The sequence below is a fragment of the Erwinia tasmaniensis Et1/99 genome (assembly GCF_000026185.1).
GTDB classification, from domain to species: domain Bacteria; phylum Pseudomonadota; class Gammaproteobacteria; order Enterobacterales; family Enterobacteriaceae; genus Erwinia; species Erwinia tasmaniensis.
In genome coordinates this window covers 3,463,094-3,488,148 of the sequence record NC_010694.1, presented here as the reverse complement: position 1 = coordinate 3,488,148, position 25,055 = coordinate 3,463,094, and the positions used below count along the sequence as shown (strand labels likewise).

The 25,055-nt window shown below is 53.9% G+C and carries 22 protein-coding genes; 18 read left to right on the top strand and 4 right to left on the bottom strand.

The features are described from left to right. The first annotated feature begins 244 nt into the window (after positions 1-244). The 7 genes from yjbE to ubiA all read left to right on the top strand — a co-directional run bounded on the left by yjbE (position 245) and on the right by ubiA (position 6,188). The gene (gene yjbE, locus ETA_RS16750) at positions 245-499 is read left to right on the top strand and encodes an exopolysaccharide production protein YjbE (protein WP_012442806.1); all 255 of its coding nucleotides are present in this window, start codon (positions 245-247) and stop codon (positions 497-499) included. Positions 500-575: 76 nt separating this feature from the next. Continuing rightward, the gene (locus tag ETA_RS16745; protein WP_012442805.1) at positions 576-1,220 is read left to right on the top strand and encodes a YjbF family lipoprotein; all 645 of its coding nucleotides are present in this window, start codon (positions 576-578) and stop codon (positions 1,218-1,220) included. Continuing rightward, positions 1,220-1,975 carry a capsule biosynthesis GfcC D2 domain-containing protein gene (locus tag ETA_RS16740; RefSeq protein ID WP_012442804.1) on the top strand — a complete coding sequence of 252 codons (756 nt, stop codon included), beginning with the start codon at positions 1,220-1,222 and terminating at the stop codon, positions 1,973-1,975. Before ETA_RS16745 ends, ETA_RS16740 begins: the two co-directional genes overlap by 1 nt. After that, a complete protein-coding gene (locus tag ETA_RS16735) occupies positions 1,975-4,068 on the top strand; it encodes a YjbH domain-containing protein (RefSeq protein ID WP_012442803.1) in 2,094 nt (697 codons plus the stop codon). The genes ETA_RS16740 and ETA_RS16735 overlap by 1 nt, the downstream gene beginning before the upstream one ends. A gap of 202 nt (positions 4,069-4,270) precedes the next feature. Next, positions 4,271-4,687, top strand: a complete 417-nt coding sequence (gene psiE / locus ETA_RS16730; RefSeq protein WP_012442802.1) for a phosphate-starvation-inducible protein PsiE — start codon at positions 4,271-4,273, stop codon at positions 4,685-4,687. Between the two features lie 108 nt (positions 4,688-4,795). Further along, positions 4,796-5,320 carry a chorismate lyase gene (ubiC, locus tag ETA_RS16725; RefSeq protein WP_012442801.1) on the top strand — a complete coding sequence of 175 codons (525 nt, stop codon included), beginning with the start codon at positions 4,796-4,798 and terminating at the stop codon, positions 5,318-5,320. A gap of 19 nt (positions 5,321-5,339) precedes the next feature. Further along, positions 5,340-6,188, top strand: coding sequence for a 4-hydroxybenzoate octaprenyltransferase (gene ubiA / locus ETA_RS16720; RefSeq protein WP_012442800.1), 849 nt, complete (start codon positions 5,340-5,342; stop codon positions 6,186-6,188). Between the two features lie 76 nt (positions 6,189-6,264). Here ubiA and plsB read toward each other — a convergent pair whose 3' ends face one another. After that, entirely contained in the window at positions 6,265-8,688 is a 2,424-nt protein-coding gene (gene plsB, locus ETA_RS16715; RefSeq protein ID WP_012442799.1) for a glycerol-3-phosphate 1-O-acyltransferase PlsB, read from the bottom strand. A gap of 128 nt (positions 8,689-8,816) precedes the next feature. Here plsB and ETA_RS16710 point away from each other — a divergent pair, with 128 nt between their 5' ends. The 3 genes from ETA_RS16710 to ETA_RS16700 all read left to right on the top strand — a co-directional run bounded on the left by ETA_RS16710 (position 8,817) and on the right by ETA_RS16700 (position 10,508). After that, on the top strand, positions 8,817-9,182 hold the full coding sequence (locus ETA_RS16710; protein WP_012442798.1) for a diacylglycerol kinase: 366 nt from the start codon (positions 8,817-8,819) through the stop codon (positions 9,180-9,182). Between the two features lie 109 nt (positions 9,183-9,291). Continuing rightward, positions 9,292-9,900: a transcriptional repressor LexA gene (gene lexA / locus ETA_RS16705; protein ID WP_012442797.1), complete on the top strand. Its 609-nt coding sequence runs from the start codon at positions 9,292-9,294 to the stop codon at positions 9,898-9,900. A gap of 398 nt (positions 9,901-10,298) precedes the next feature. Further along, positions 10,299-10,508 (top strand): CsbD family protein, encoded by a 210-nt coding sequence (locus ETA_RS16700; RefSeq protein WP_012442796.1) that lies wholly within the window; start codon positions 10,299-10,301, stop codon positions 10,506-10,508. A gap of 85 nt (positions 10,509-10,593) precedes the next feature. Here the strand turns inward: ETA_RS16700 and zur are convergent, their stop codons facing one another. Further along, complete coding sequence (gene zur / locus ETA_RS16695; RefSeq protein WP_042959183.1) at positions 10,594-11,103, bottom strand: zinc uptake transcriptional repressor Zur; 510 nt, start codon at positions 11,101-11,103, stop codon at positions 10,594-10,596. 475 nt (positions 11,104-11,578) lie between these two features. Between zur and ETA_RS16690 the strand changes: the two genes are divergently transcribed. The 3 genes from ETA_RS16690 to pspG all read left to right on the top strand — a co-directional run bounded on the left by ETA_RS16690 (position 11,579) and on the right by pspG (position 14,309). Next, the gene (locus tag ETA_RS16690) at positions 11,579-12,811 is read left to right on the top strand and encodes a conjugal transfer protein TraF (protein ID WP_012442794.1); all 1,233 of its coding nucleotides are present in this window, start codon (positions 11,579-11,581) and stop codon (positions 12,809-12,811) included. Between the two features lie 117 nt (positions 12,812-12,928). Next, positions 12,929-13,924: a tRNA dihydrouridine(20/20a) synthase DusA gene (dusA, locus tag ETA_RS16685; protein ID WP_042959377.1), complete on the top strand. Its 996-nt coding sequence runs from the start codon at positions 12,929-12,931 to the stop codon at positions 13,922-13,924. Positions 13,925-14,078: 154 nt separating this feature from the next. Beyond that, entirely contained in the window at positions 14,079-14,309 is a 231-nt protein-coding gene (pspG, locus tag ETA_RS16680) for an envelope stress response protein PspG (protein WP_042959182.1), read from the top strand. A 225-nt stretch (positions 14,310-14,534) separates the two neighbouring features. Here pspG and ETA_RS16675 read toward each other — a convergent pair whose 3' ends face one another. Next, the gene (locus ETA_RS16675; RefSeq protein ID WP_012442791.1) at positions 14,535-15,515 is read right to left on the bottom strand and encodes a quinone oxidoreductase; all 981 of its coding nucleotides are present in this window, start codon (positions 15,513-15,515) and stop codon (positions 14,535-14,537) included. A 100-nt stretch (positions 15,516-15,615) separates the two neighbouring features. Here ETA_RS16675 and dnaB point away from each other — a divergent pair, with 100 nt between their 5' ends. From dnaB to ETA_RS16650, 5 genes are all read left to right on the top strand, one after another. Beyond that, entirely contained in the window at positions 15,616-17,031 is a 1,416-nt protein-coding gene (gene dnaB / locus ETA_RS16670; protein WP_012442790.1) for a replicative DNA helicase, read from the top strand. A 173-nt stretch (positions 17,032-17,204) separates the two neighbouring features. After that, positions 17,205-17,684: an Lrp/AsnC family transcriptional regulator gene (locus tag ETA_RS16665; RefSeq protein WP_012442789.1), complete on the top strand. Its 480-nt coding sequence runs from the start codon at positions 17,205-17,207 to the stop codon at positions 17,682-17,684. Positions 17,685-17,990: 306 nt separating this feature from the next. Next, positions 17,991-18,605, top strand: coding sequence for a YitT family protein (locus tag ETA_RS16660; protein ID WP_042959181.1), 615 nt, complete (start codon positions 17,991-17,993; stop codon positions 18,603-18,605). A gap of 72 nt (positions 18,606-18,677) precedes the next feature. Beyond that, positions 18,678-19,871 (top strand): amino acid aminotransferase, encoded by a 1,194-nt coding sequence (locus tag ETA_RS16655; RefSeq protein WP_012442787.1) that lies wholly within the window; start codon positions 18,678-18,680, stop codon positions 19,869-19,871. A gap of 113 nt (positions 19,872-19,984) precedes the next feature. Next, a complete protein-coding gene (locus ETA_RS16650) occupies positions 19,985-20,404 on the top strand; it encodes a secondary thiamine-phosphate synthase enzyme YjbQ (RefSeq protein WP_012442786.1) in 420 nt (139 codons plus the stop codon). A 204-nt stretch (positions 20,405-20,608) separates the two neighbouring features. Here ETA_RS16650 and ETA_RS16645 read toward each other — a convergent pair whose 3' ends face one another. Beyond that, positions 20,609-24,787 (bottom strand): inverse autotransporter beta domain-containing protein, encoded by a 4,179-nt coding sequence (locus ETA_RS16645; protein WP_049778768.1) that lies wholly within the window; start codon positions 24,785-24,787, stop codon positions 20,609-20,611. Between the last annotated feature and the right edge of the window lie 268 nt (positions 24,788-25,055).

Genomic DNA, 25,055 nt, shown 5'->3' with positions numbered 1-25,055 from the left:
TTAAAAACACCTTTGGTTTTTAAAACTAATAAATTTTGAAATAAAGGGGAATTGATTTACTTTTTATCTTCCCGGGAGCTATTTGTTTGTTACTTTTCCTATTTTCTGGGTTTATATCCATTCAATTTTTATTGCGTCGTGACGACAAGTCTCCCGCTGCTTTCCGGGAATTAATTTTACATACTGGAGAAGCCAGAAACCATCCCGGTCCTGGTATCCATTCATTTAATGAAGGGAGAACGTAATGAAAAAAGTCTTATGGGCTGCTGCAGCCATAATGTACTTAGCGGGCGCTTCTGGCGCTATTGCAGCCGAGCCGACAGGTTCGGCTACAACGGGCGGTGCCGCCGGTGCTGCCGGCGCTGGCGCCGTATCGGCTGGGGTTACCACGGCCGTCGGTATCGGTGTTGTTGGCATTCTGGCTGGCGTTGCCGTGGCCTCGTCCAGCGGTGGCGGTGGCTCTAATACCGTCGTGAATACCGTAGCACCAACGCCCTGAGTATTGAAAACTAACCATAACCACACTGTCGTGTGGTTATTTTTAGCGTTGTTCTCATTTGCCCAAGGATCCACCGTTGCGAAACTTACCACTGCTGCTGCTTTGCCTGTTGCTTCAGGCCTGTACCCAGACTCAGAAAGGAATGGGTGAAACGTTCAGGCTGGCCTTTTTCGGTGCTGATAACATCCAGATGACTAACGAGCAGATAGATAATCTGCCGTACGCCAGTATGTACCTGCGGATAAACGGGGGGCAGCAGCTCTTTGTGGTGCTGGGCTACAACGAGAATGGCCAGCAGAAGTGGATAACGCGTGACAAAGCAATGCTGGTCATCGAACACGGCCGACTGGTGAAAACCCTGGGACTGGCTGATAACCTCAATCAGGTGAGCAACCTGCAGCATGACCCGCTGCGTGATGCCCTGCACCTTAGCGAGGGATCGAGCTGGAGCCGTACCCTCCGCTGGACTGAGAGCGGTAAGGCGCGCGCCGACACGGCGACATCGCGCTTTACTCAAGGGAAAGACGAGGTGCTGCAACTGGCTGGCCGTCCGGTAGCCTGCCATATCTGGCAGGAAGAGGTTTCGTTGGCTGAAAATGGCGCATCCTGGCGCAACACGTTCTGGGTAGATGCCTCCAGCGGACAAATACGTCGTTCACAGCAAGCGCTGGGAGCAGACGCGCTCTCTATTGATATCACCATCCTGAAGCCTGCAATATAATGAAAAAACGCCTGGCATTCCTTACCGTAATAGCGGTTGCGTTGTCGCAACTGGCCCTGGCAGACGGCCGGGTCAACATTTTTTATCCCGGGCAGAGCCAGCCGCTGGTGGTCAACCCTGTGGCGGATCTGGAACAGTTGGTCACTGACCCGGCACTGGCGCAGAAAACCTGGTGGCCGGGCACGGCGATCGGTGAAAAACTGGCGACCGTGGGTGCGCTCCAACAACAGCAACAGCTTTTGGCACGTTTACAGGCGTGGCGCGATCGGCTGCATAACGAAGGTGACGACTCACAGGCCGCCACGGTGGATAACGTCCGTCGGCAGATCGCCGTGCTGAAGGTTACCGGGCGTCAATTCGTCAATCTTGACCCGGACTGGGTGCGGTTAAGGCCGCAGGCCAATCGTCGGCTTCAGGGGGAGTACAGCGTCTATACGCTGAATGAGCCGACCTCGATAACGCTGGCGGGTGCGATTGAAAGCACGGGAAAAGTGCCGTGGGCGGCAGGGCGCTCCGCGGTGGAGTATCTGGCGGCGCATCCTCGTATGAGCGGCGCCGAACGCAGCACCGCGCTGCTGATTTCCCCCGGCGGTGAGGTCACTGAGATCCCGGTAGCGTACTGGAACCGCCGTCATGTCGAGCCGCAGGCGGGCAGCACATTGTTTATTGGCTTTTCCACCTGGACGCTACCGCGTGCCTACGCCGATCTCAACTTGCAGATCGTTTCTGTCCTGACGCACCGGATCCCTGACTGATGAAAAAACGTTATCTCCTCAGCCTGCTGTCGTTTTCTATTACCTGTGCCTGCCAGGCTCAGGCTGATGTCTCGCCCGATCCGATTGGCCCGTCGCAGTCGGACTTCGGCGGGGTGGGTTTGTTGCAAGTACCCAGCGCGCGCATGGCGCAAGATGGCGAGTTCAGCGTGAACTATCGCTATAACGATCAGTATCTTTTTTACTCCTCTTCCATGCAGCTTTTCCCGTGGCTGGAAGCCACTATCCGCTATACCGATGTAAAAACCCGTGAGTACAGCGCGAATTCGAGTTTTTCCGGTAGCCAAACCTATAAAGATAAGGCTTTTGACCTGAAGCTGCGGCTATGGGAAGAGAGCTACTGGTTGCCGCAGGTTTCCATAGGATCGCGCGACCTCGGCGGTACAGGATTGTTTGACAGTGAGTATCTGGTGGCCAGCAAGGCCTGGGGGCCGTTTGATTTTACCCTCGGCTTCGGCTGGGGTTATCTCGGCAACAGCGGGACGGTAAAAAATCCGTTCTGCTCGGCCGGGAATAAATATTGCCATCGCACCAACGTCGGCGGCACCGCCGGTTCCCTGAGCACCAGCGAGATGTTTAAAGGGCCAACGGCGTTTTTTGGCGGGATTGAATATCAGACCCCGTGGCAGCCGTTACGTCTGAAGGTGGAATTTGAAGGTAATGACTATAAGGATGACTTTGCCGGGAAGCTCCGGCAGAGCAGTAAGGTCAACGTGGGCGCCATTTACCGTCTGGCGGACTGGGCAGATGTTAACGTCAGCTACGAGCGTGGTAACACCTTAATGGCGGGCTTTACTCTGCGTACCAACTTTAACGACCTGCAGCAAAGTCAGTTTGATAACGCCAAACCGTCCTATCACCCGCAGCCGCAGGGGCGCTTCCTCGATCCTACCGTGGCCGCAGACCAGCTAAATCAGCTGAAGTATAACGCCGGGCTGGATGCGCCGAATATGCAGGTGGACGGCAGTACCCTGTCCGTCACCGGAGAACAAAGTAAATATCGTGATACCCAGCTCGGCGTGGATCGCGCCAATGTCATTATGGCGAATCATCTGCCGACCGGTATTGATACGCTACGCGTGACCCAAACGCGCAACAATATGCCGCAGGTCACTACGCAAACCAACGTGGCCAGCCTGCAACGTCAGCTGACGGGCTACCCGCTTGGGCATGAAGAGACCTTACAACAGCAGCGCGTGGAGCCGGTCAAACCGGGGCGCGTCGAGCAGGGTTTCCACATCCGTGACGAGCGTCTGGACTACAATCTGTCACCGGTACTTAACCAGTCGGTGGGCGGGCCGGAAAGCTTCTACCTCTACCAGATCGGCGTGATGGCCAACGCCAGCTTCTGGATGACGGATCATCTGCTGCTGGACGGCAGCCTGTTTGGCAATCTGTCTAACAACTATGACAAATTTAGCTATGACGGCGCGCCAAATGACTCCACGCTGCCACGGGTACGCACCCATATTCGCGAATACGTGGAAAATAACGTTTATGTAAGTAACCTGCAGATCAACTACATGCATGAGCTGGGCAACGGGTTCTACGGCCAGCTGTATGGTGGCTATCTGGAAACCATGTTCGGCGGGGCCGGTGGCGAAGTGCTGTATCGCCCGCTTGACGCCAGCTGGGCGGTGGGAATAGATGCTAACTATGTCAGGCAGCGCGACTGGAACAACATGATGAAGTTCGCCGACTATACGGCGAAGGTGGGCAATATCACCGGCTACTGGCAGCCGTGGTTTATGGATAATGTGCTGGTAAAAGCCAGCGCCGGTCAATATTTGGCCGGGGATAAGGGCGTTACCCTGGACGTATCGAGGCGCTTTGACAGCGGAGTCATCGTTGGCGCCTATGCCACCAAAACTAACGTTTCGGCGCAAGAGTATGGCGAAGGAGACTTTACCAAAGGCTTCTATATCTCCGTGCCGTTAGACGTGTTCAGCGTTTCACCCGTCCGTGGGCGTGCTCAAATCAACTGGACGCCGCTGACGCGGGATGGGGGGCAGATGCTGAACCGTAAATATCAGCTGTATGATATGACCAGCGATCGTGACGCCAGCTATCGATAACTGGGAAAACGGTCTTTGGCCGCCCGCGCGTCTGGCCGTCAGCCGCGCAGGCGGCCAGGCCTGTATTAATGACTGCATAATGTGCGCAGGCCGGAGAACCCCAGCGTAACGGTAGCGGGATGTCTTGTGATCTGAATCACACTAAAGCATATTGTTACCCGTCGAGAACCCCGACAGATAACAATGACTTTTGAGGTGTAACATGACTTCCCCCGTGCGCAAAACTCCTGCCATTCATTTAGCCTTTTTCCTACAAATGGTGTTAAACGCTGGTCTGATTGTACTTGCCTGTATTCTGATTATTTTCCTTGGCAAAGAGACTTTGCATCTTGGCAATGTGTTGCTCAATACCGGGGAGCAAACCTCGTCGTATCTGCTGATCGATGGCATCGTCATCTATTTTCTCTACTTCGAGTTTATTGCTCTAATCATCAAATACTTCCAGTCTGGCTATCACTTCCCACTGCGCTACTTTATCTATATCGGTATAACCGCGATTATTCGCCTGATTATCGTCGACCATGAAAACCCGTTTGATACTCTCGCCTACTCCATCGCCATCCTGATTCTGGTCGTCACCCTGTGGCTGGCGAACACCAACCGCCTGAAGCGTGAATAATTCAACCGACGACTCTCCCGTACGTGGCAAAATGTTGTCGCGCACCGATAGGATTGCCGACGGGGTCTGCGTTACACTGGCGCACCGAAAGTTTTACGGAGAAGTGCAATGACGGAGAACGCGCTGCCGCTTTTAAGCGCGATCGAATGGCTCCCCGAACCTTCACCCCTGCTTACCGCCTCTCTGCTTGACTGGCTGCTGGAAGCGGACTCTATGACCCGGCGTTTTGAAGCCCACTGTCAGAAGGTCACGGTGAATCTGTTACGTGAGGCGTTCATCAGCCCAGAGGAAATAGCGGCAGAGGCTGCTCTGCTGCCGCCAGAGAAACAATACTGGCTGCGTGAAATTGAACTCTGTGCCGATGGCATACCGTGGCTGGTGGCGCGTACGCTGGTGCCAGAGTCAACGCTGGTTGGGCCAGAGCAGAAGTTGCGGCAGTTGGGCAGCGTCCCGCTGGGGCGCTATCTGTTTGCCTCCTCATCGTTAACCCGTGATTTTATCGACGTTGGTCAGAGCGCAGGTCTGTGGGCGCGACGTTCGCGTTTACGCCTGGCGGGAAAACCGCTGTTGTTAACCGAACTGTTTTTACCCGCTTCCCCGCTGTATGGAAGCCTGGCAAAAGAGAACACGTAGCGTGGAAAAAATTCAGCAAATGAGCAAACTCTCGGCTTACTGCCGTCTGATGCGTATTGATAAACCGATTGGTTCACTGCTGCTGCTATGGCCCACGCTGTGGGCGCTGTGGCTGGCTGGGATGCAGGTTCCACCGCTTAAGGTGCTGCTGGTCTTCGTGCTGGGCGTGTTCTTTATGCGCGCGGCGGGCTGTGTGGTGAATGATTTCGCCGACCGCAAAATCGACGGCCATGTTAAGCGCACCCGCGCGCGACCGTTGCCGAGCGGCGCGGTGTCAACACGCGAGGCGAAGCTGCTGTTTGCCGGTCTGGTACTCATCTCTTTTATGCTGGTTCTGACGATGAACAGCATGACCCTCTGGCTGTCGCTGGGCGGGCTGGGCCTGGCCTGGATGTATCCGTTTATGAAGCGCTACACCCATCTGCCTCAGGTGGTGCTTGGCGCGGCGTTTGGCTGGGCGATCCCGATGGCATGGGCGGCGGTCAGTGAAAGCGTGCCGCTAACCTGCTGGCTGCTGTTCCTGGCAAACATATGTTGGACGGTGGCTTACGACACGCAATATGCGATGGTTGACCGCGACGACGATCTGAAAATCGGCGTGAAATCGACGGCGATCCTGTTTGGGCGTTATGACAAGCTGATTATTGGCCTGCTGCAGCTGGCGACAATGATCCTGCTGGCTTGGGTTGGTCGGCAGCTGGCGCTGAACGGCATTTTTTACGTCACGATCCTGGCGGCGGGGGCGTTGTTTATTTATCAGCAGAAGCTGATAGCCCAGCGTCAGCGCGAGCTGTGCTTTAAGGCATTTCTTAATAACAACTGGGTAGGTCTGGTGCTGTTTATTGGCGTGGCGCTGGGTATCTGGTGAAAAAAAAGCCGATGGAAAACCATCGGCTCTGATATATCGGGTCGGACCGTCTGCCCGACCCGACCGTCGTATTCCATCACTCGTGCCCGACGGCACTCTCGATAGTCATTCTCACATCCTGGGTCACCAGATCGGCCAGCAGCTGATAAACCTGGCCGGTACGCTCAACCTGCGCATCGTCAGAATCGCTGATATAGCCTTCATCACGCAGGGTCAGCGCCAGAGAGGTAAATACCGCTTTGTCGAAAAACTCAGGGGCGTTAATGCCGTGCAGCACCGACAGGCGCTGGGCCATGGTTCGGCTCTCTTTCTCTAGCGTGCCACGGTTAATCGTTGGGTTGGCAGTGAGGATCGAGAAGGTAATGGCGTACCGCTGTAGGGTCTCCCGCACGCCTGCGGCCAGCAGTTGCAGAGTGTGGAAACGTCCGGCGCTCAGGTGCAGGCTCTTCTCTTCCGCTATCAATAGCCCCTGGCGAGCCATCTCGGCAACCAGCGCGTCCAGCAAGTCAGGCAGCTCGTGCTCCTCCCAGCGCAGGAACAGCTCGCTCTTGAGCATAGGATAAATCACGCTGACCTGGCGCAGCAGTTCGCTACGGCTCACCTCGCGGTGCTGCGTCAGAATGGCGGCGATCAGCGATGGCATCACCAGCATATGGTGAATATTATTGCGGTAATAGGTCATCAGCACCGCCTGCTCGCGCGGCAGGATAACGATCTCACCGATGCTGTCCTGCTCCAGCTCAAACTTATTCATGCCGAGCGCGTGTTCCAGCAGCGCCTCTGGCGTCATGTCTGGCACCGTAGCGTCGGATGAGTAAGGTACGTTGCGCAGCAGCTGTACGTAGCAGTCAAGCTGCTCGATAAGCTTTTCGCGCGTCATGGAGCGCTGGCGTGAGGCCAGCAGCGCGGTAACACACAGGTTCATGGCATTTGCCGCCCCGGCGTTATTAATGCGCACCATCACCTGCTGTGCAATATCGTTAACCGCCGGGGTTAGCCATGCCGGACGTTGGGATTCGATCGGGTCGATGGCCTCACGCCACTCCGGCACCTGCTGGTTAAGGTAGTTGACCAGCGGGAGCGGTTCTCCAAAGTTAACATACCCCTGGCCGAGGTTACGCAGCTTACGTAGCCCGCGTACCATCGACATAAAGCCTTCTTTTTCTTTGGTCGCTCCGCGCAGCTCTTTGGCGTAGGTTCCGACCTCCATCACGTGCTCGTAACCGATATAGATCGGCACCAGGGTGATAGGGCGATTGCCGCCGCGCAGCATCGCCTGAATGGTCATCGACAGGGTGCCGGTTTTCGGCTCCAGCAGGCGGCCGGTACGTGAACGCCCACCTTCAACAAAGTATTCAACAGAATAACCACGGGTGAACAGCTCGCCGAGATATTCCCGGAACACCGTCGAATAGAGTTTGTTACCCTTAAAAGTGCGGCGAATAAAGAACGCGCCGAGGCGACGGAAGATCGGCCCGGCAGGCCAAAAGTTCAGGTTAATCCCGGCGGCAATATGCGGCGGTACCAGGCCCTGATGATAGAGCACGTAAGAGAGCAGCAGGTAATCCATGTGACTGCGGTGACAGGGCACGTAAACAATTTCGTGACCGTCCTGTGCCAGCTGACGCACGCGCTCACCGCCGTTAACGTTGATCCCCTGGTAGAGTTTGCTCCAGGTCCAACCCATGATGCGATCGGTCAGGCGAATCGCTTCGTAAGAGAAATCGGCAGCGACTTCCTCCATCAGCTCAATCGCATTCTGCTGCGCTTTTTCGTGGGAAATTTTCTTGCTGCGCGCCTCGTCCTCTACCGCTTTCGCGATGGCCTTCGACTGTAACAGCTTATTGAACAGATCCTGACGTACCGGCAGACGCGGCCCGACCGCCGCCAGGCGCTGACGGGCAAAGTGCATGCGCGCCACGCGAGCCAGCTTCTGGGCAATAGTTTTGTCGGTGCCGTGTTCTGTTGCCATGTGGCGTAGCGACACCATTGGTGAAAAACGCACGAAGCTGTCACGACCTAACCACAGCACGGCAAAGAATTTTTGGATGCCGTTCAGCACGCGCAGATGCGGCTGCTCGTCGCCCTGAACTTCGCGGCCTGGAGCACGTCCAAACATGACCGAGACCGGCACCATCTGGACATCAAGATCCGGATTGTTGCGGTGCAGATCCAGGTAGTCATGGAACAGCTTAACCGACTCCAGATTCGGAACAAAATAGGGAAACACGCGTGGGCCATCATGGATAAAGACGTGACGTGGCAACAGATTGCCGTCGATCTCCAGCGGTTCCAGCGGATCGGGCAGGTCCTGTTTGCGGCACTGCTCGCGCAGCGCAAGAAGATCGGCCTTTGAATCATAAGGCAGTACATACATAATAGGGCGCGACGTATCAAGCCCAAGTTCAGCAACCGGTTCTGCCGGAATTGCTTTACTTTTTACCAGTAATTTAACCGGTAAATTCAATAAGTTATAATATAAATTACGCCAACCTGACATAGATAATATGAAGCCTCTTGTTAGCAAAGCGATGCAAGCATACCAGAAAGCATCTGCGGAATCTGTGATGTTACGAAACCCGCTACACCCCGCCATTGACATTAAACTTTTTAAGGGACTTCGCCATTATGGCAAATAATGCCACCGGATTGACGCGAATTATCAAGGCCGCTGGATATTCGTGGAAAGGTTTGCGCGCCGCATGGCGACATGAAGCGGCCTTTCGTCAGGAAACCGTAGCGGTGACGATCGCCATTTTTATTGCCGCTTTGCTTGATGTTGACGCGGTGACTCGCGTACTGCTGATTGGTACTGTAGTGATGGTTATCATCGTCGAAATTCTGAACAGCGCCATCGAAGCGGTTGTTGACCGTATTGGCAGCGAAATTCATCCCCTTGCTGGACGGGCAAAAGATATGGGTTCTGCCGCCGTGTTGTTGAGCATTCTGCTGGCGGTATTTGTCTGGATCATGCTGCTGGTGCCCCATTCGTGATGAGGGACTCATAAATTACAACAACCTGAATTTCGTCCAACTTTAGGTTTTCAATATAGAAATACCTGTATATACTCACAGTCGACTGTATAAACAACCAGGGGGCGGGATGAAAGCACTAACGGCAAGGCAGCAGCAGGTTTATGACCTGATTCGCGACCACATTAATCAAACCGGTATGCCCCCAACACGGGCAGAGATTGCCGCGCAGCTCGGTTTCCGTTCCCCGAATGCGGCTGAAGAGCACCTTAAGGCGCTGGCGCGTAAAGGCGTGATTGAGATTGTGTCCGGTGCATCACGCGGCATTCGCCTGATGATGGAAGACGAGAGTGGGCTTCCGTTAATCGGCCGCGTAGCGGCAGGTGAGCCGCTGCTTGCAGAACAACATATCGAAGGACACTACCAGGTCGATCCCGGTTTGTTTAAGCCCGGCGCGGATTTTCTGCTGCGCGTTAGCGGTATGTCAATGAAAAACATCGGTATTATGGATGGAGACCTGCTGGCGGTGCACAAAACAGAAGATGTGCGTAACGGTCAGGTTGTCGTCGCGCGTATTGATGATGAAGTCACGGTTAAGCGACTAAAAAAGAATGGCAATATGGTAGAGTTACTGCCGGAAAATCCTGATTTTCAGCCAATCGTCGTCGACCTGCGTCAGCAGACCCTGACCATTGAGGGGCTTGCAGTCGGCGTTATCCGTAACGGCAACTGGCTGTAAATATCGATACGAACGAATAATGCGCGTTGCGCCCGCAGCGCGTGCTCACTGAATACGCAAAACGGGCCCAATAGATTTCGCGTTGCGGCAAGGCCCTGCTCAACATATCCATCCCAGCTGCCGTTATGATGCTATGACAAGGCCGGTGACGTAGTGATGTAACGGAAGCCGGTTAGTCCTATTGACACATTTCATTACTTAAGCTGAATTCTGTCTATTTTATTGATTTTCATTTCTTTTTCCCGCTACTTTCCCCGCCGCCGAGTATGTTTACTATCGCAACGCTATTCCTCTACTACAATTATCTCTGTGTCAGGTTTTTTCCCAGATAATTATCTACCTAAAAGCCGAAAGATGAAGTTAACAAGCTGTTTAACCCCGAGTAGAGGATACATTTTATGAATAAACACGAAGCCGGCGGTAACTGGAAGCAGTTTAAAGGTAAAGTTAAAGAGCAATGGGGCAAACTGACCGATGACGACCTGACGGTCGTTGAAGGTAAGCGCGATCAGCTAGTGGGCAAGATTCAGGAACGTTATGGCTATGAAAAGGATCGGGCCGAGAAAGAGCTAAGCGACTGGGAATCCGGTCACGACCACCGCTGGTAACCAGCGGCTGTTAACGCGCAAAAAGCTCCCGATTGCGGCACAAGGAGAGTGCCTCCAGCTCGCGTCTTAGTCTGTCAGACTTCGCCTATCGTCCGCGTTTTTTCGTCTGCACGCTGTGATCGTGATGGCAGGCACCCTGATGCGTGCAGGTTTCAATTTCTTCGCACGGCCGGCAAAAACCATGCGCTTCAATCACGCTGTGGCCCAGGGTAAAACCTGATTTGAGGGCCAGCGATTTCAGAATATCTTCCACCCCCTCTGCAGGTTGTTCCGTGACCTGACCACAACGATCGCATATTAGCATCGCCGACGTATGGGAAGGCTGCTCGAAGTGATGGCAGACCACGTAACTGTTGGTCGACTCTACGCGATGTATAAAGCCCTGCTCCAGCAGGAAGTCCAGGGCGCGATAGACGGTGGGAGGCTTCGCCTGAGGCTCGGAAACGCGCAATAAATCCAGCAAATCGTAAGCGCTGATCGCCCCGTTATGTTGGCTCATCAGACGCAGAACCTCGAGACGCTGGGGCGTCAGGCGCACGCTGCGTTGTTGACAAATAATTTCCGCCTGCGTCAGAATTTTTTCAGCGCTGGTCATATTTCTAGTTCCTCATCAGGCCAGAATCAGGATGTTATTTTATCACACCTGTCATAAAACGCCGAGTTTGCTATTCATCAGGGCCAAACTGATCCGTTTTGCAATACGGTCAACCCGAAAATGTTTTCCGGCAGATCGCGGTTTAATCAACTGAATTTAATGATGTTATGTGATTTTTCTTAGTGCTATTTTAAGTTGTGTCATTGATTTAATATGCCAAAACGTATTTACATACCCTGATTATCTTGATATTTCTTGACACAGGGTCTGGAAATGATTGGCACTAAAAAGGTTACCTGGAGCTTAACGGTAAGCTTTATAGCAGATTATTAAAAAGAACAATGAACTAATCAGCCCACTCATATTCACTTAATTCACAGCAATGAATTGTCGCCTTTATGTCCATTATCACGGCTTAAAAGCCTTGTGCATATTTGGCATACGCGTTTTCATTTCTAAAGTGGGTTAAGATAAGATGATCAACAAATTCAATAAATTATTTTGGTTTTCACCACCAGTAGTGTTACCTGCTCTCTTATTTGTTTCGCCGGGCGCGATGGCGGCCGGTCACTATTATGATGCCCGCAATGATGCAATGGGTGGAACTGGCGTGGCTTCTTCTACCTATGGTTCTGCGGTGTTGGCTAACCCGGCGCTCATGACCAAATCACAACCGCAGGACGAAATCAGTATTATTCTGCCTGCGGTTGGCGCGCAGATAAGTGATAAAGACAAACTGGTTGATAAGGTCGACGACATTGCGGATACCGTCGATCGTTACAAAAGCATGCTGGATAACTTCACCTTTGCAGATATTCCTCGTCTGCGCGCCGCCAGCGGCGACCTCGCTAACCGGCTGCGTGATATCCGTGGCGATAAGGCCTGGGGCCAGGCCGGTGCTGCGCTCGCGGTTACGGTTCCCAACGACAGGCTGCCGTTTGCCTTTGTGACTAAAGCCTATGGCACCGCCTATGGCACCAGCAATATTAGCCAGCACGATATCGACCTGCTACAGGGCATTGCCAACGCGACGGCATTTCCCTCTTTCCAGGATAAGCTGACTTCCACCGGGCTGGGGCGCGCCGCAATCGTTTATGATTTTGGTATCGCGATGGCACATGAGTTCGATATTGGCGGCCATCCGTTTTCATTTGGCGTGACGCCGAAGCTACAAAAAACCACGTTGTACAATTACAGCGCTTCGGTTTATAGCTATAAAAGATCGGATCTGACCAACGACAAATATAAAAACACCCATACCGATTTTAACCTCGATCTTGGCGCAGCGACCGATCTGGGTGACAACTGGACGTTGGGCCTGAGTGGACAGAACCTGATTGCGCACAACCTTGATACCAAAGAGGTCAACGGCTATCGGGATACTTACCAGATCCGTCCACTGGTGACCTCCGGTGTTTCCTTCCATACTGAACGTCTAACTACCGCTCTGGATATTGACTTGACGCCCACTAAACGTTTCAAAATCCAGCAGGACAGCCAGTATGCCGGTATTGGTGCCGAGTACCGCCTGCTGGAATGGTTACAGCTACGCGGCGGTTACCGCGCTGATATGAAGTCAAATGACACCAACGTGTTTACCGGCGGCGTCGGGATTTCACCGTATAAGAAAGTGCATCTTGACCTGGCAGGAATGGTAGGAAAAGACAAGACCTGGGGAGCGGTCGCCCAGCTGAACTTCACTTTCTAACGAGCGTTGTGACCGGGAGGGGGAAGCTCCTTCCGGCGCTATATCCGCGCTTCCCGCCGTGTTATCATTGAGCGCAATATCGTCATACCTCTTCTGATTACAGAGTTAGCGCATTTGATAACCGAAAAATTACCCGCATACCGCTTCTCCATTGCCCCGATGCTCGACTGGACCGACCGCCACTGTCGCTACTTCCATCGTCAGTTAACGCGGCAAACGTTGCTTTATACCGAAATGGTGACCACCGGGGCCATTATTCACGGCAAAGGTGATTATCTGGCATTTAGTCGCGAAGAACAGCCCGTTGCTCTCCAGCTGGGTGGCAGCGATCCGGCTGCGTTGGCGCAGTGTGCCAAACTGGCGGAGCAGCGTGGCTATCAGGAAATCAACCTCAACGTTGGCTGCCCGTCAGACCGCGTCCAGAACGGCCGCTTCGGCGCTTGTCTGATGGGTGAAGCACGGCTGGTGGCGGATGGCATAAAAGCGATGCGCGATGTGACGTCGTTACCGGTGACGGTGAAAACCCGCATTGGTATTGATGACCAGGACAGCTACGCGTTTCTCTGTGACTTTATCCGCACGGTGTCGGAGCAGGGCGGCTGTGAGATGTTTATTATCCACGCCCGAAAAGCCTGGCTTTCCGGTCTCAGCCCGAAAGAGAACCGTGAGATACCGCCGCTGGACTACCCGCGCGTGTACCAGCTGAAGCGCGATTTCCCGCATCTGACCCTGTCCCTTAATGGTGGCGTGAAGACCCTGGAGGAAGCAAAGGTCCACTTACAGCATCTGGACGGCGTGATGATGGGGCGTGAGGCCTACCAAAATCCGGGCCTGCTGGCACAGGTCGATCGCGAACTGTTTGGCTGTACGCTACCAGATACCGATCCGGTGGCGGTGGTGCGCTCGATGTATCCTTACATTGAGCGTGAACTGGCTAAGGGGACGTATCTTGGTCATGTTACCCGACATATGCTCGGCCTGTTCCAGGGGGTTCCCGGTGCGCGCCAGTGGCGTCGCTATCTCAGTGAAAACGCTCATAAAGCCGGTGCGGGGGTTGAGGTCGTGGAAAAGGCCCTGTCTCTGGTGGCGGATAAAGTGACTGCCGAAGGCTGATATCGTCAAAAGCTGACCATATAGTAATGAAACTCACCAGGTTTATGGCATATCTGGTGATCCCTTCCCTTATTAATCAACACGTTAAAATCCCACATAACTGGCACGCTTCTTGTAATAACTCTTACAGAGTCTTTTTATGGAGCGTAGGGTTATGTCAGAGATCTTATTTGTCGTTGGCTTCTTTATCATGCTGTTGATGACCGGCATTTCGCTGCTGGGCATTATTGCGGCGCTGCTGGTGGCCACGCTGGTGATGTTTATCGGCGGTTTCTTTGCGATTGTTATTAAATTGTTGCCATGGCTTGCGATGGCGGTAGCGGCCGTCTGGCTTTATCGCACTTTTTGCAAGCCGCATACGCAAGGTAAAAAAGGGTTATATTGATGATATCAAGGCGTTGCTCGCATTTTCTTTGGCGTTATGCGGCCCTGATCACATCATGACAAATTGCTGGCGCGATTTCGTTCCCAGAACATTTTGTTTACTTCTAAATTCTGGCAGGATGTTTTCGCTGAATCAAAACGTATTCATAGCCACTGTCCCTACAATCAGTGTAAAAAAAGAAAAAAACATCAGGGCTTCCGAACGGAGGCCCTGATGTTTTCTGGCTTATGGGATCAGCAGACTGGAACCCTGGGTGCCGCGGCCTTCCAGCATCTGGTGTGCCCGCTGCGCTTCCGCCAGCGCAAACTTCTGCGCAGCGGGGACGTCGACCTTAATTGCTCCACTGGCTATCAGCGAGAACAGTTCATTGCTGGCCTGCGTCAGCGCCTCACGCGTGGTGATATAGCCGTTCAACGACGGGCGGGTGACGTACAGCGATCCTTTCTGATTCAGTATGCCGAGGTTGACGCCGGTCACCGGGCCGGACGAGTTGCCGAAGCTGACCATCAACCCGCGCCGTTGCAGACAGTCAAGCGAGGCTTCCCAGGTGTCTTTTCCTACCGAGTCGTACACGACGCGCAGCTTTTTGCCCTGGGTCAGCGCACTGACGCGCTCGGCAATATTCTCTTCGCGGTAGTTGATGGTGGCCCAGGCCCCTGCGTTTTCAGCCTGGCGGGCTTTTTCCACCGAGCCCACCGTGCCAATCAGATGCGCGCCGAGCGCCTTTGCCCACTGGCAGGCGATCAGGCCAACGCCACCGGCAGCGGCGTGAAACAGGAATATCTCATCCGGCTTCACGACATAGGTCTGACGCAGCAAATAGTGCACCGTCAGCCCCTTGAGGAAAGAGGCGGCCGCCTGTTCGAATGAGATGGCATCCGGCAGCAATGCCAGCTTATCCACCGGCACGTTATGCACCTCGGCGTAAGCCCCAAGCGGTGACTGTGCGTACACCACGCGGTCACCGGGCTTTACCGCGCTAACGCCCGCGCCAACCCGCAGCACCACACCAGCCGCTTCCGTTCCCAGTCCGGCAGGCAGCGCCGCCGGGTACAGCCCGCTGCGCACGTAGGTATCGATATAGTTGATGCCAATCGCTTTATTCCCGACCTGCACTTCACCAGGGGCCGGATCGACAGGGTCGAAATTCACCAGCTGCATCACTTCGGGTGCGCCGTGCTGGCTGATTTGAATACGTTTTGCCATCTTCACTCCTGAGATTACGCCGCAATGCGAAGGAGGACGCCAGCCCTGCAAACGGGTATACTTGCGCGTCCCCCCACAAGATTTTTGGTATCACATCACTATGGCAGGAAATAAACCCACCAACAAATCCTACGAAAACCGCGAGCCGCGTGACCGTCAGATGGAAGGTCTCAAGCTGCCTCCGCATTCGCTGGAAGCAGAGCAGTCGGTGTTGGGCGGTTTAATGCTGGATAACGAACGCTGGGATAACGTCTCGGAGCGCGTAGTGGCGAAGGACTTCTTCAGCCGCCCGCACCGGATGATCTTCGCGGAAATGCAGCGCCTGCTGGAACAGAGTAAACCGATCGATCTGATCACCCTGTCCGAATCGATGGAAACCAAAGGTGAACTGAGCCAGGTTGGCGGTTTCGCTTACCTGGCCGAGCTGTCAAAAAATACGCCAAGTGCGGCCAACATCGGTGCTTATGCGGATATCGTGCGTGAACGTGCGGTCGTGCGTGAGATGATCGCCGTGGCAAACGAGATCGCCGATGCCGGCTACGATCCGCAGGGGCGCAGCAGCGAAGATCTGCTCGATCTGGCGGAAACTCGCGTATTCCAGATTGCCGAAACCCGTGCCAATAAAGATGAAGGGCCGAAAAGCGTCGATCAGATCCTCGAAGCCACTATCGCGCGTATTGAGGTGCTGTACCAGACGCCACAAGATGGCGTTACCGGAGTGGATACCGGCTATCAGGATCTGAATAAGAAAACCGCCGGTCTGCAGCGTTCGGACCTGATTATTGTCGCCGCCCGTCCGTCGATGGGTAAAACCACTTTCGCCATGAACCTGTGCGAAAATGCGGCGATGCTTCAGGACAAACCTGTGCTGATCTTCAGCCTGGAGATGCCCGGCGAGCAGCTGATGATGCGTATGCTGGCGTCGCTGTCGCGCGTCGATCAGACCCGTATCCGTACCGGCCAGCTTGACGACGAGGACTGGGCGCGTATCTCCAGCACCATGGGTATCCTGCTGGAGAAGAAGAACATGTTTATTGATGACTCTTCCGGCCTGACGCCGACCGACGTGCGTTCGCGTGCGCGCCGTGTTTTCCGCGAGCACGGTGGGCTTAGTCTGATTATGATCGACTACCTGCAGCTGATGCGCGTTCCGGCGCTTTCCGATAATCGTACGCTGGAAATTGCCGAGATCTCGCGCTCGCTCAAGGCGCTGGCGAAAGAACTCCAGGTGCCGGTGGTGGCGCTGTCGCAGCTTAACCGCTCGCTGGAACAACGTGCCAATAAACGTCCAATTAACTCGGATCTGCGTGAGTCCGGCTCCATTGAGCAGGATGCTGACCTCATCATGTTTATCTACCGAGACGAGGTTTATGAAGAAAACAGTGAACAGAAGGGGGTGGCAGAGATCATCCTCGGTAAGCAGCGTAATGGCCCGATCGGCACCGTGCGCCTGAAATTCAACGGCCAGCATTCGCGTTTTGATAATTACGCCGGCCCGCAGTACGACGACGAATAAACCTCTGCATGTGGGTTGACCGCAAAGGGCAGGTCGACCCGCTACGATGCTCCCTCCCGCTGGGCAAGCCATGTATCTCCGCGCCCGATAGTCAGCAATCAGTATTGGACAAGCGGATAAAAAAAGCGTTTATCTTTCATCAACAGGTACTCTCCGACCGGGGTGAATTGACGATGACACAGATTGATAACTTCGACCTTAAATTACTGACATTACTTGAGGGAAATGGACGCCTGACCAATCAGGAACTGAGCGATATCGTCGGGCTGTCCGCTTCGCAGTGTTCGCGCCGTCGCATTAACCTGGAACAGGCTGGCCTGATCCTCGGCTACCATGCGCGGCTGTCGCCGGATGCGGTAGGGCTGGGAATGATTGGGCTGATCGAAGTTCGCCTGATCAACCACACGGCGGAATACGTTGACAGCTTTCACCGCATGGTGGCGGAGCAGCCGGCAATTGTCGACGCTTATAAAACCACGGGCGATGCCGACTATTTGCTGAAAGTGGCGGTGGCTGATTTGGCTGGGCTGAGCGCTTTGATCAGCCAGCTGGTCGCCGGACATCAAAGCGTTGCGCATGTGAAAACCTCGGTCGTGCTCAACCGTCTGAAAGAGAATGGGCTGATGTCCGTCAGTGGGGCGCTGCTGCGCTGAACGGGTGCAGGGTACGCCCCCGTTTTGTGCTGGATGGGGTCGTCGATGCGGGAATTGTGCATCGGGTAAGGCTCTTCTGCGTGTCATGATGGAGTAATGCTAAAAACGCGCACAAAATGAGTCGATAAAGTGCCTTTTACTCAATGAGTTACTGTTATCACGTCTTTACGTCGCCGTGATCCCCGATGATTTGGTGCGATTTTTGCTGATCCAATTGAAATACACTCAATAGTTTCCAGAAATCAGCGAAGACCTCTGTGCTACAAAATGGAGGGAAACGACATAAACCAACCGGGGATCAACATTATGGACAACACATTACAACCGCTAAAAATTCCCCATACGCATCTTGAAGATGTGCTGGCGATCTTTTTTGGCACGCTACTGGTGTCATTCGGTATTACGTTGCTGAAACAGGCTGGCGCGCTCACTGGAGGCACAGCAGGCATCGCTTTTCTGATGGGGTATCTGGGCAAAATCCCATTCGGCCTCGCTTTTTTCCTGATCAACCTTCCATTCTACTGGCTGGCGATCGGGCGAATGGGCATGGCCTTCACGCTGAAAACGTTCTCTGCCGTGGCGCTGGTATCCTTGTTCACTCAACTGCACCCGCTATTTATTCATTTTTCCGATCTGGATCCTTTTTATGCGACACTTTTCGGAAATGTCATGATGGGTATTGGGTTTATAGTGTTATTCCGCCATCAGGCCAGTCTTGGTGGCATCAATATTCTGGCGTTATGGCTTCAGGATCGTTACGGTATTCGCGCCGGTCAACTGCAAATGGCGGTGGATATCTGTGTGGTGCTGGCATCCCTGTTCGCCGTATCGCATGAGATGCTGGCGGCGTCTATTGCCGGTGCCGTGGTGCTCAACCTGATTATTGCCATGAACCACAGGCCCGGACGCTACTTCGTCTAGCCCGGCAGGTTAAAGCACGATGTCGTGCTGGTTTCGTCTATATCACTAAATTATTCAATGGAGACTTGCACCGTGTTTCAAAATGTTGATGCCTATGCTGGCGATCCCATCCTCTCCCTGATGGAGACTTTTAAGCAGGACAGCCGTACGCACAAGGTCAATCTGAGCATCGGACTGTATTACGACCAACATGGTGCGATCCCCCAAATGCAGGCCGTAGCCGCTGCTGAAGCGCTGATTAACGCACAGCCGCCTGGCGCCTCGCTCTATCTGCCGATGGAAGGCCTGCCGTCTTACCGCAGTGCGGTAGCGCCGTTGTTGTTTGGTGCAGAGCACCCACAGCTGAAAGCCGGGCATATCACCACTATTCAGACGCTGGGCGGCTCCGGGGCGCTGAAAGTGGGCGCTGACTTCCTTAAAAGCTACTTTCCCCATTCCCAGGTGTGGGTTAGCGACCCGACCTGGGAAAACCACGTGGCGATCTTCGCCGGTGCCGGTTTCACCGTAAACACCTACCCGTGGTATGACGCCAGTACCCAGGGCGTAAAGTTTGATGCGCTGCTGGAAAAACTGAACGGCCTGCCGCGGCAAAGTATCGTGCTGCTGCATCCGTGCTGCCATAACCCGACCGGAGCCGATCTGACTAACGCCCAGTGGGACGAAGTGACGGCAGTATTGAAAGCCCGCGAGCTGATCCCATTCCTCGACATCGCCTACCAGGGCTTTGGTGCCGGTATGGAGGAGGATGCTTACGCCATCCGGGCAATCGCCACGGCGGGTCTGCCTGCGCTGGTCAGCAACTCATTTTCTAAAATTTTCTCGCTCTATGGTGAGCGCGTTGGCGCTCTGTCCGTGGTATGTCATGACGACGACGAAGCCGCGCGCGTGCTGGGGCAGCTGAAAGCAACCGTGCGCCGTAACTACTCCAGCCCGCCAAACTTTGGGGCGCAGGTGGTGTCCTGCGTGCTGAATAATCCCGAACTGAAAGCCAGCTGGCTGGCCGAAGTAGAGGGAATGCGTGCGCGTATTCTGGATATGCGGCACGTGCTGGTGGATGCGCTAAGCCAGGCCGTGCCGGGGAAAAACTTTGAGTACCTGCTGAAGCAGCGCGGTATGTTCAGTTACACCGGGCTTAGTCCGACGCAGGTCGATCGTCTGCGTGAGGAGTTTGCCATTTATCTGATTGCAAGTGGCCGAGTATGCATGGCGGGGCTTAACCGCAACAATGTTTATCAAGTGGCGGAGGCGTTCGCTGCCGTAATGTAATGGCCTCTGGCCGGGGTGACCCGGCCAGCATTGACCTCATTTTATCTTTTCAGGTTTACCTTTTCGCCACTTGCTGCACACTGAAAGAAACGATTACGTTCAGGAGCAGCACAATGTGGTATCAGCAAACCCTTACCCTTAGCGCAAAACCGCGCGGTTTTCATTTGGTGACCGACGAAATTCTTGGTGAGCTGCGGCGCCTGGCTGACGTTCAGACTGGCCTTCTGCACCTGCTGCTGCAACATACTTCTGCTTCACTGACATTGAATGAAAACTGTGATCCCACGGTACGCGGCGATATGGAGCAGCATTTTCTGCGCACGGTGCCGGAAAACGCGCCGTATCAGCATGATTATGAAGGGGCGGATGATATGCCTGCGCATATTAAATCTTCACTGTTGGGCACTTCGCTGATGCTGCCGGTCAGCCGTGGCCGCCTGCTGCTGGGGACCTGGCAGGGCATCTGGCTGGGCGAGCACCGCATCCACGGCGGTGACAGGCGCATTGTTGCCACGCTACAGGGGGATGATTAATCAGGAAGGACTGAGCGACTGACGGCAGGCGCAGCGCTAAATGAATGCGCTGGCCAAAATTAAAGCGGGAGAGCCGTTTTACCCGACCCTCCCGTGTTTTGTCTTTTTATCGATAACGGGGCGCGTTGTGGCGAAATTCGCCGCTATAAAGCGCTCACTGCAAAGGCGTTATAATGTAAGCATAAGACCTAAATGTACCACTGATTATGAACCGTTTATGGCAGCTCGATTCCTCTCCTTGGTCACTGTGTCAAGATAATACTTATTTGTTCCGACTCCTTTCCCAGTCCAGTTATGAGGGTCAACCATCCAATATTCAAAGTTTTCACCGTTATAGTTCACTTTCGCCCCGATGAAATAACTACCATCGTGACCTTTCCAGCATTCTCGGGCAATCTGTTTGGTACCAAAATTAACGGACAGGTCTGAATAGATATTGCGTTGGGTGAGTGGGAATTGGCCGTTGCGATAATGGCCATTTTGCTCTCCGTCCGTCAGCCCGGTAATAGTCATCGGTGATATTAATGTCTTACCGTTAAAATTCACCTGACCCCCATCAACAATGGCATCAATCCAGTGTTCTTTCCCGGCTGGCCCTGCGATTTCACGGCATGTTGATTCGTTACCGTTGTCTGAACGAATTAAAGCTTTAGACCTCACGGTGAATGTTTCCCAAATCTTGTTTGGTGGCAGGTTCTTAACATTTATTCCTGGAGATTTTTCGCTGTTGGTCAGTTTATCAAACCCTTGTGCAACTAGCTCTACATGCAGACTTTCATTCCAGAACCGAGGTTTCGGCTCGAATGTGGTCGTCACAGTTCCCGCAGGAGAATCTACTAATTTCTGTGCAAGAGCCTTTCCGCTACTGTCTTTCAGATAGATGGCGACGAATTTGGCCTTGCTCAATTCATCCGAACTCTCTGTACTCCAGGTGACAGAAAACTTGTCATCGGTAAATACAGGCGTCCAAACTCCCTTATCTGCCATCACACCTTTGCTGATATAGGTGACCTTCCCTATGCTGACGGAGGGCTTGCTGTAAATCCACATATCATAATAATTTGAACTTGCAGAATAATAGTCATTAGCAGTAATGCTGAGCGTTAATCGGGTCTTACCCTTACTGACTTTACCCTGCACGATCCCTGAGCTGGATATATCGAGCACTTTCTTATCGGCAGACTCCCATGTGAAAATGGCATCGGACGGGAGCGCATTTTCGGGTAATTGCAGCGTGAACTCCTCTTCATCCGTTGTTTTGATGACAGCCGCTTTAAAGCTGACATCGACCGTTCTTTTATCCAGCTGGTAGGCCACTTCAACAGAGGCGGGCTTAAACTGGTCGGTCTCCGGTGTACTTACCGTTAAGCGGGTGCTGCCGGGTTTAACGGCCTGCAATTCTCCATTACCTGCCACCGTCACGATCCCGGTGTTTTCACTGGTATAGGTTGCTGTCAGGCTATTTTCCGCGTCGATATTGCCGAATTTAGACGCGATACTCCAGACCTTACCGTCGGCCCATTCGGCCGTAATCGGTTCGCCATCCCCTGCTTGCAGCTGTGGGTCCGCTTTGTCAATCTTCAGCTGATAGCTTGCCTCCGCCGGATCGTACTGGTCATTCCCTGATGTTTTCACCGTGATGGTCGTTTGGCCCGATTTCAGTAAAGTCACCTTACCGACTTCATTCACCGTTGCTACGCTGTTATCTGAACTTGACCACTGCTGTTCAACCCCTTCAGGCACGCCACTCACCGCCTGCGAGTCACTGAAATTTTTGGTCCAGGTTACGTTGTGCTGTGCAGTGGCAAAGCCCAGTTCCGGTGTGGTGGTTCCGCCGGTTATCGTTAACAGCGTTTTGAGCTGACCGAAAGGTTTACCGTTGACCGTGACTGACAGTATGGCCTTGCCCGCTTTGCTGGCGGTGACCGTCATACCGTAGTTGCCGGGCTTGTTCGCGATTTCCTCGCCGTTACTGATGGTGACCAGGCTGTTATCGCTTACGCCGCGCACCGTGTTACCGGACAGCGTATTGCCATTTTTATCTCGTAAGATCAGCGTCAGCATTGCAGGCTCTTTCACGGCCTCGATAACGGCGGGTGTCAGGATAAGTTCAGAACGGCTTTCATCAGGAACGCCCGCTCTGAACTCGACGTCCGGCGCGGAATACTTGCCTGAAGGTAAGATAAGACTGACTTTTGCCGTACCGGGCTGTGCGCGCGTCAGGGTCACAGCGACAGTGCCGGTTTCGTCACTGCTGCTGGTCTGCGCACCTAAGGTGCTGCCCTCATTGGCGATCCAGTCCACCGGGATACCGGCACCCTGCGGGTTGCCCTGCTTATCCGTCAACACGGCGCTATAGGTCACCGTGTCTCCTGCAACGGCAGAAGTCGGCGTGGCGCTGATGGCATCTTTAACCACGATCGTATTATCGTTCGCCGTCAGTTCCACGCTAATGGGCGCAAAACGAACGTTGCGCGCCGTAGGGATCAGGGTGAAGGATTCAGGCAGCGTGCCGGCGGTCAGCGTGGCTACATATTCCCCGGCTGCACTACGGCTGAATGCGGTTATTGTGGTGCTGCCAGCGGTACGAAGTTTTGCTTCACGCAGAACGCTGATCTCACTTTCCGCAATATCAACCGGTTTGCCATCGCGATCGTTAATCTTGAGGAGCAGCAGCTGCTGCGTTTTCCCGTCTGCCGGGAGCGTTATTTTTTCCGGAGTCACAGGGCTCATGCTGGCATCAATGGCCGCCTGCGCCACCGTCACCTGCGTGTCGGCCCCGGTAGAAACGTTCCCTTTTTTGTCTACCGCCACGCCGGTGATTGTCCAGGAGTTAGCCTCGCCGGGCTTATGTTCCGGCAGTATCACGCTCCAGGAACCCTCATTTTCGCGTACCAGTTTGCCCCCGGCAGCCAGCAGTGAAGATGCCGACCAATCGATGCGTTCCAGACCGTAACTGCTGTTAACCGATACGCCCAGCGACTTCCTTTCCCCGGCATAGCCGGTCACCCTGCCTACCGTATGCAGACGTATCACCTCTTTTTTTCGATATTGCAGCAGAATATGATTGTTGCGCTCTACCAGGTCGTAACGGCTTCCCGCCAGGCTGCGCATTGTGGCTACCGCCTGCGGATTTATCTGCTGCTGCCACGGCATGCCCAGCTGATAGCTGAAGTCGACGCCTAGCCGCTTGTCATTTTTCCCTGACGCTCCCTGGCGATGCTCAGCGTTTAGCGTCAACAGCGGGAACGGAGTGAAGTTCACGCCGGCCGTGATGGCGCGTGGATCCTGCTGCAGGTTTTCCTTGCCGAACAGAGCAACCCCTCTACCGTAATACTGCTCATAGGTTAGCTTGCCGCCCAGCTGGGGCAACGATGGCAACCAGGCCTGCGCTCGGATGTCCCAGCCGTTGGCCGGGCGCTCCTGATAGTCCTTGAAATCTGATGAGTTATTCCAGTCGCTTAGGCGCAAATAGCCGTTGGCGGACAGCTTCAGGAAATCGCGCCAGTACTCCATACCTATCCCCGTGCGGCTATGGGCGCGCGACAGATCGTAGTCACCGAAGATATTGCCACCAAGCATGTAAGAGGGTGCAAAATAACGCAGCCCGAATCCGAGGTTAACCTGGGTTCTGTCATCGGTACGGTGCAGGCTGCCCTGCGTGAAGATAAGGCTGTCTTTTTGCTCGTAAAGAGGGGCGAGTAGATCAAACTGAGAGTTCTTGAATGAGAAGTGCTCATCGGCATCCAACTGAACGCGAGCCGTGCCGAACTGGTTTAGCCATTGCTGGAGCTGCCCGCTGGCCTCGGCGGTGACCTCACCACGAGCCAGGGACAAAGCCGCGTCCCCATTTGGATTGTCTGACAGAAAGGCTCCCGCCCTGGAGGCCACATCAGCCATTTTCCTGGCTCCTGCATCGTCGCCCAGGGCTGACGCAGCGGATCCTTCCTGACCCCAAATTATTGCCGGCACATCGGGTTTATTGTCGAGCCTGGCTGCCGGCAAATTGGCTTTATTGTCGAGTCTGGCTGCCGGCACATCGGGTTCATCATCAAGCTTTATTGCCGGCACGTTCAGCTTATCGCCGGGCTGCAGGTTATCAAAGCCGTACGTGAAGGTACGCCGCTGGTTTAGCTTGCGCAGTGCTTCCGGGGTTAGGTGGAATTTTTTTGCCACCGACACGGAGGTTTCACCGGGAGACAAGATATATATCCGTGTCTTGGGGGGATGCTTCTTCGTCGTCTCGACAATATGGCGGTCAATGCCTCCTGCCATCGCTGGCGTAAACGCCATTGTCAATGGAAAAGCGGACTGCACGCCAATATTTACCCAGGCAAATAGCTTTATGCGTAGGGGGACGGGCTGCTGGTGTTTTATTTTCATAAATAGACTCCATAGAAAGGCCACCGTCAGATGGCAAGTAAATGCTGGCAGGCTTAATTAAATATTCAGGTAACCGTTTATCACTCGAAAGGTGAGGGTGTTTCAGGCTGGTATCAGCCAAATGATCTCACCCTATTTATTCTTCAGACGTAGCGATGGACGTATCTTTTTGACTAAGGTGTTAAATAAGCAAAAGTGATGTCTTTGAATACAAATCATCAGGGGTTTTTTAAGGGTTTTATCCGGGGGCAGGCTGAGAGCATTTAAT

What these genes read in the sequence shown, in the direction of transcription:
- ETA_RS16700 (WP_012442796.1), top strand. Translation starts at nt 10,299, where the DNA reads ATGAATAAACACGAAGCCGGCGGTAACTGGAAGCAGTTTAAAGGTAAA.
- ETA_RS16675 (WP_012442791.1), bottom strand. Translation starts at nt 15,515, where the DNA reads ATGGCAAAACGTATTCAAATCAGCCAGCACGGCGCACCCGAAGTGATG.
- ubiC (WP_012442801.1), top strand. Translation starts at nt 4,796, where the DNA reads ATGACGGAGAACGCGCTGCCGCTTTTAAGCGCGATCGAATGGCTCCCC.
- ubiA (WP_012442800.1), top strand. Translation starts at nt 5,340, where the DNA reads ATGAGCAAACTCTCGGCTTACTGCCGTCTGATGCGTATTGATAAACCG.
- pspG (WP_042959182.1), top strand. Translation starts at nt 14,079, where the DNA reads ATGTCAGAGATCTTATTTGTCGTTGGCTTCTTTATCATGCTGTTGATG.
- ETA_RS16710 (WP_012442798.1), top strand. Translation starts at nt 8,817, where the DNA reads ATGGCAAATAATGCCACCGGATTGACGCGAATTATCAAGGCCGCTGGA.
- lexA (WP_012442797.1), top strand. Translation starts at nt 9,292, where the DNA reads ATGAAAGCACTAACGGCAAGGCAGCAGCAGGTTTATGACCTGATTCGC.
- ETA_RS16740 (WP_012442804.1), top strand. Translation starts at nt 1,220, where the DNA reads ATGAAAAAACGCCTGGCATTCCTTACCGTAATAGCGGTTGCGTTGTCG.
- zur (WP_042959183.1), bottom strand. Translation starts at nt 11,103, where the DNA reads ATGACCAGCGCTGAAAAAATTCTGACGCAGGCGGAAATTATTTGTCAA.
- ETA_RS16660 (WP_042959181.1), top strand. Translation starts at nt 17,991, where the DNA reads ATGGACAACACATTACAACCGCTAAAAATTCCCCATACGCATCTTGAA.
- yjbE (WP_012442806.1), top strand. Translation starts at nt 245, where the DNA reads ATGAAAAAAGTCTTATGGGCTGCTGCAGCCATAATGTACTTAGCGGGC.
- ETA_RS16735 (WP_012442803.1), top strand. Translation starts at nt 1,975, where the DNA reads ATGAAAAAACGTTATCTCCTCAGCCTGCTGTCGTTTTCTATTACCTGT.
- ETA_RS16665 (WP_012442789.1), top strand. Translation starts at nt 17,205, where the DNA reads ATGACACAGATTGATAACTTCGACCTTAAATTACTGACATTACTTGAG.
- psiE (WP_012442802.1), top strand. Translation starts at nt 4,271, where the DNA reads ATGACTTCCCCCGTGCGCAAAACTCCTGCCATTCATTTAGCCTTTTTC.
- dnaB (WP_012442790.1), top strand. Translation starts at nt 15,616, where the DNA reads ATGGCAGGAAATAAACCCACCAACAAATCCTACGAAAACCGCGAGCCG.
- ETA_RS16645 (WP_049778768.1), bottom strand. Translation starts at nt 24,787, where the DNA reads ATGAAAATAAAACACCAGCAGCCCGTCCCCCTACGCATAAAGCTATTT.
- plsB (WP_012442799.1), bottom strand. Translation starts at nt 8,688, where the DNA reads ATGTCAGGTTGGCGTAATTTATATTATAACTTATTGAATTTACCGGTT.
- ETA_RS16650 (WP_012442786.1), top strand. Translation starts at nt 19,985, where the DNA reads ATGTGGTATCAGCAAACCCTTACCCTTAGCGCAAAACCGCGCGGTTTT.
- ETA_RS16690 (WP_012442794.1), top strand. Translation starts at nt 11,579, where the DNA reads ATGATCAACAAATTCAATAAATTATTTTGGTTTTCACCACCAGTAGTG.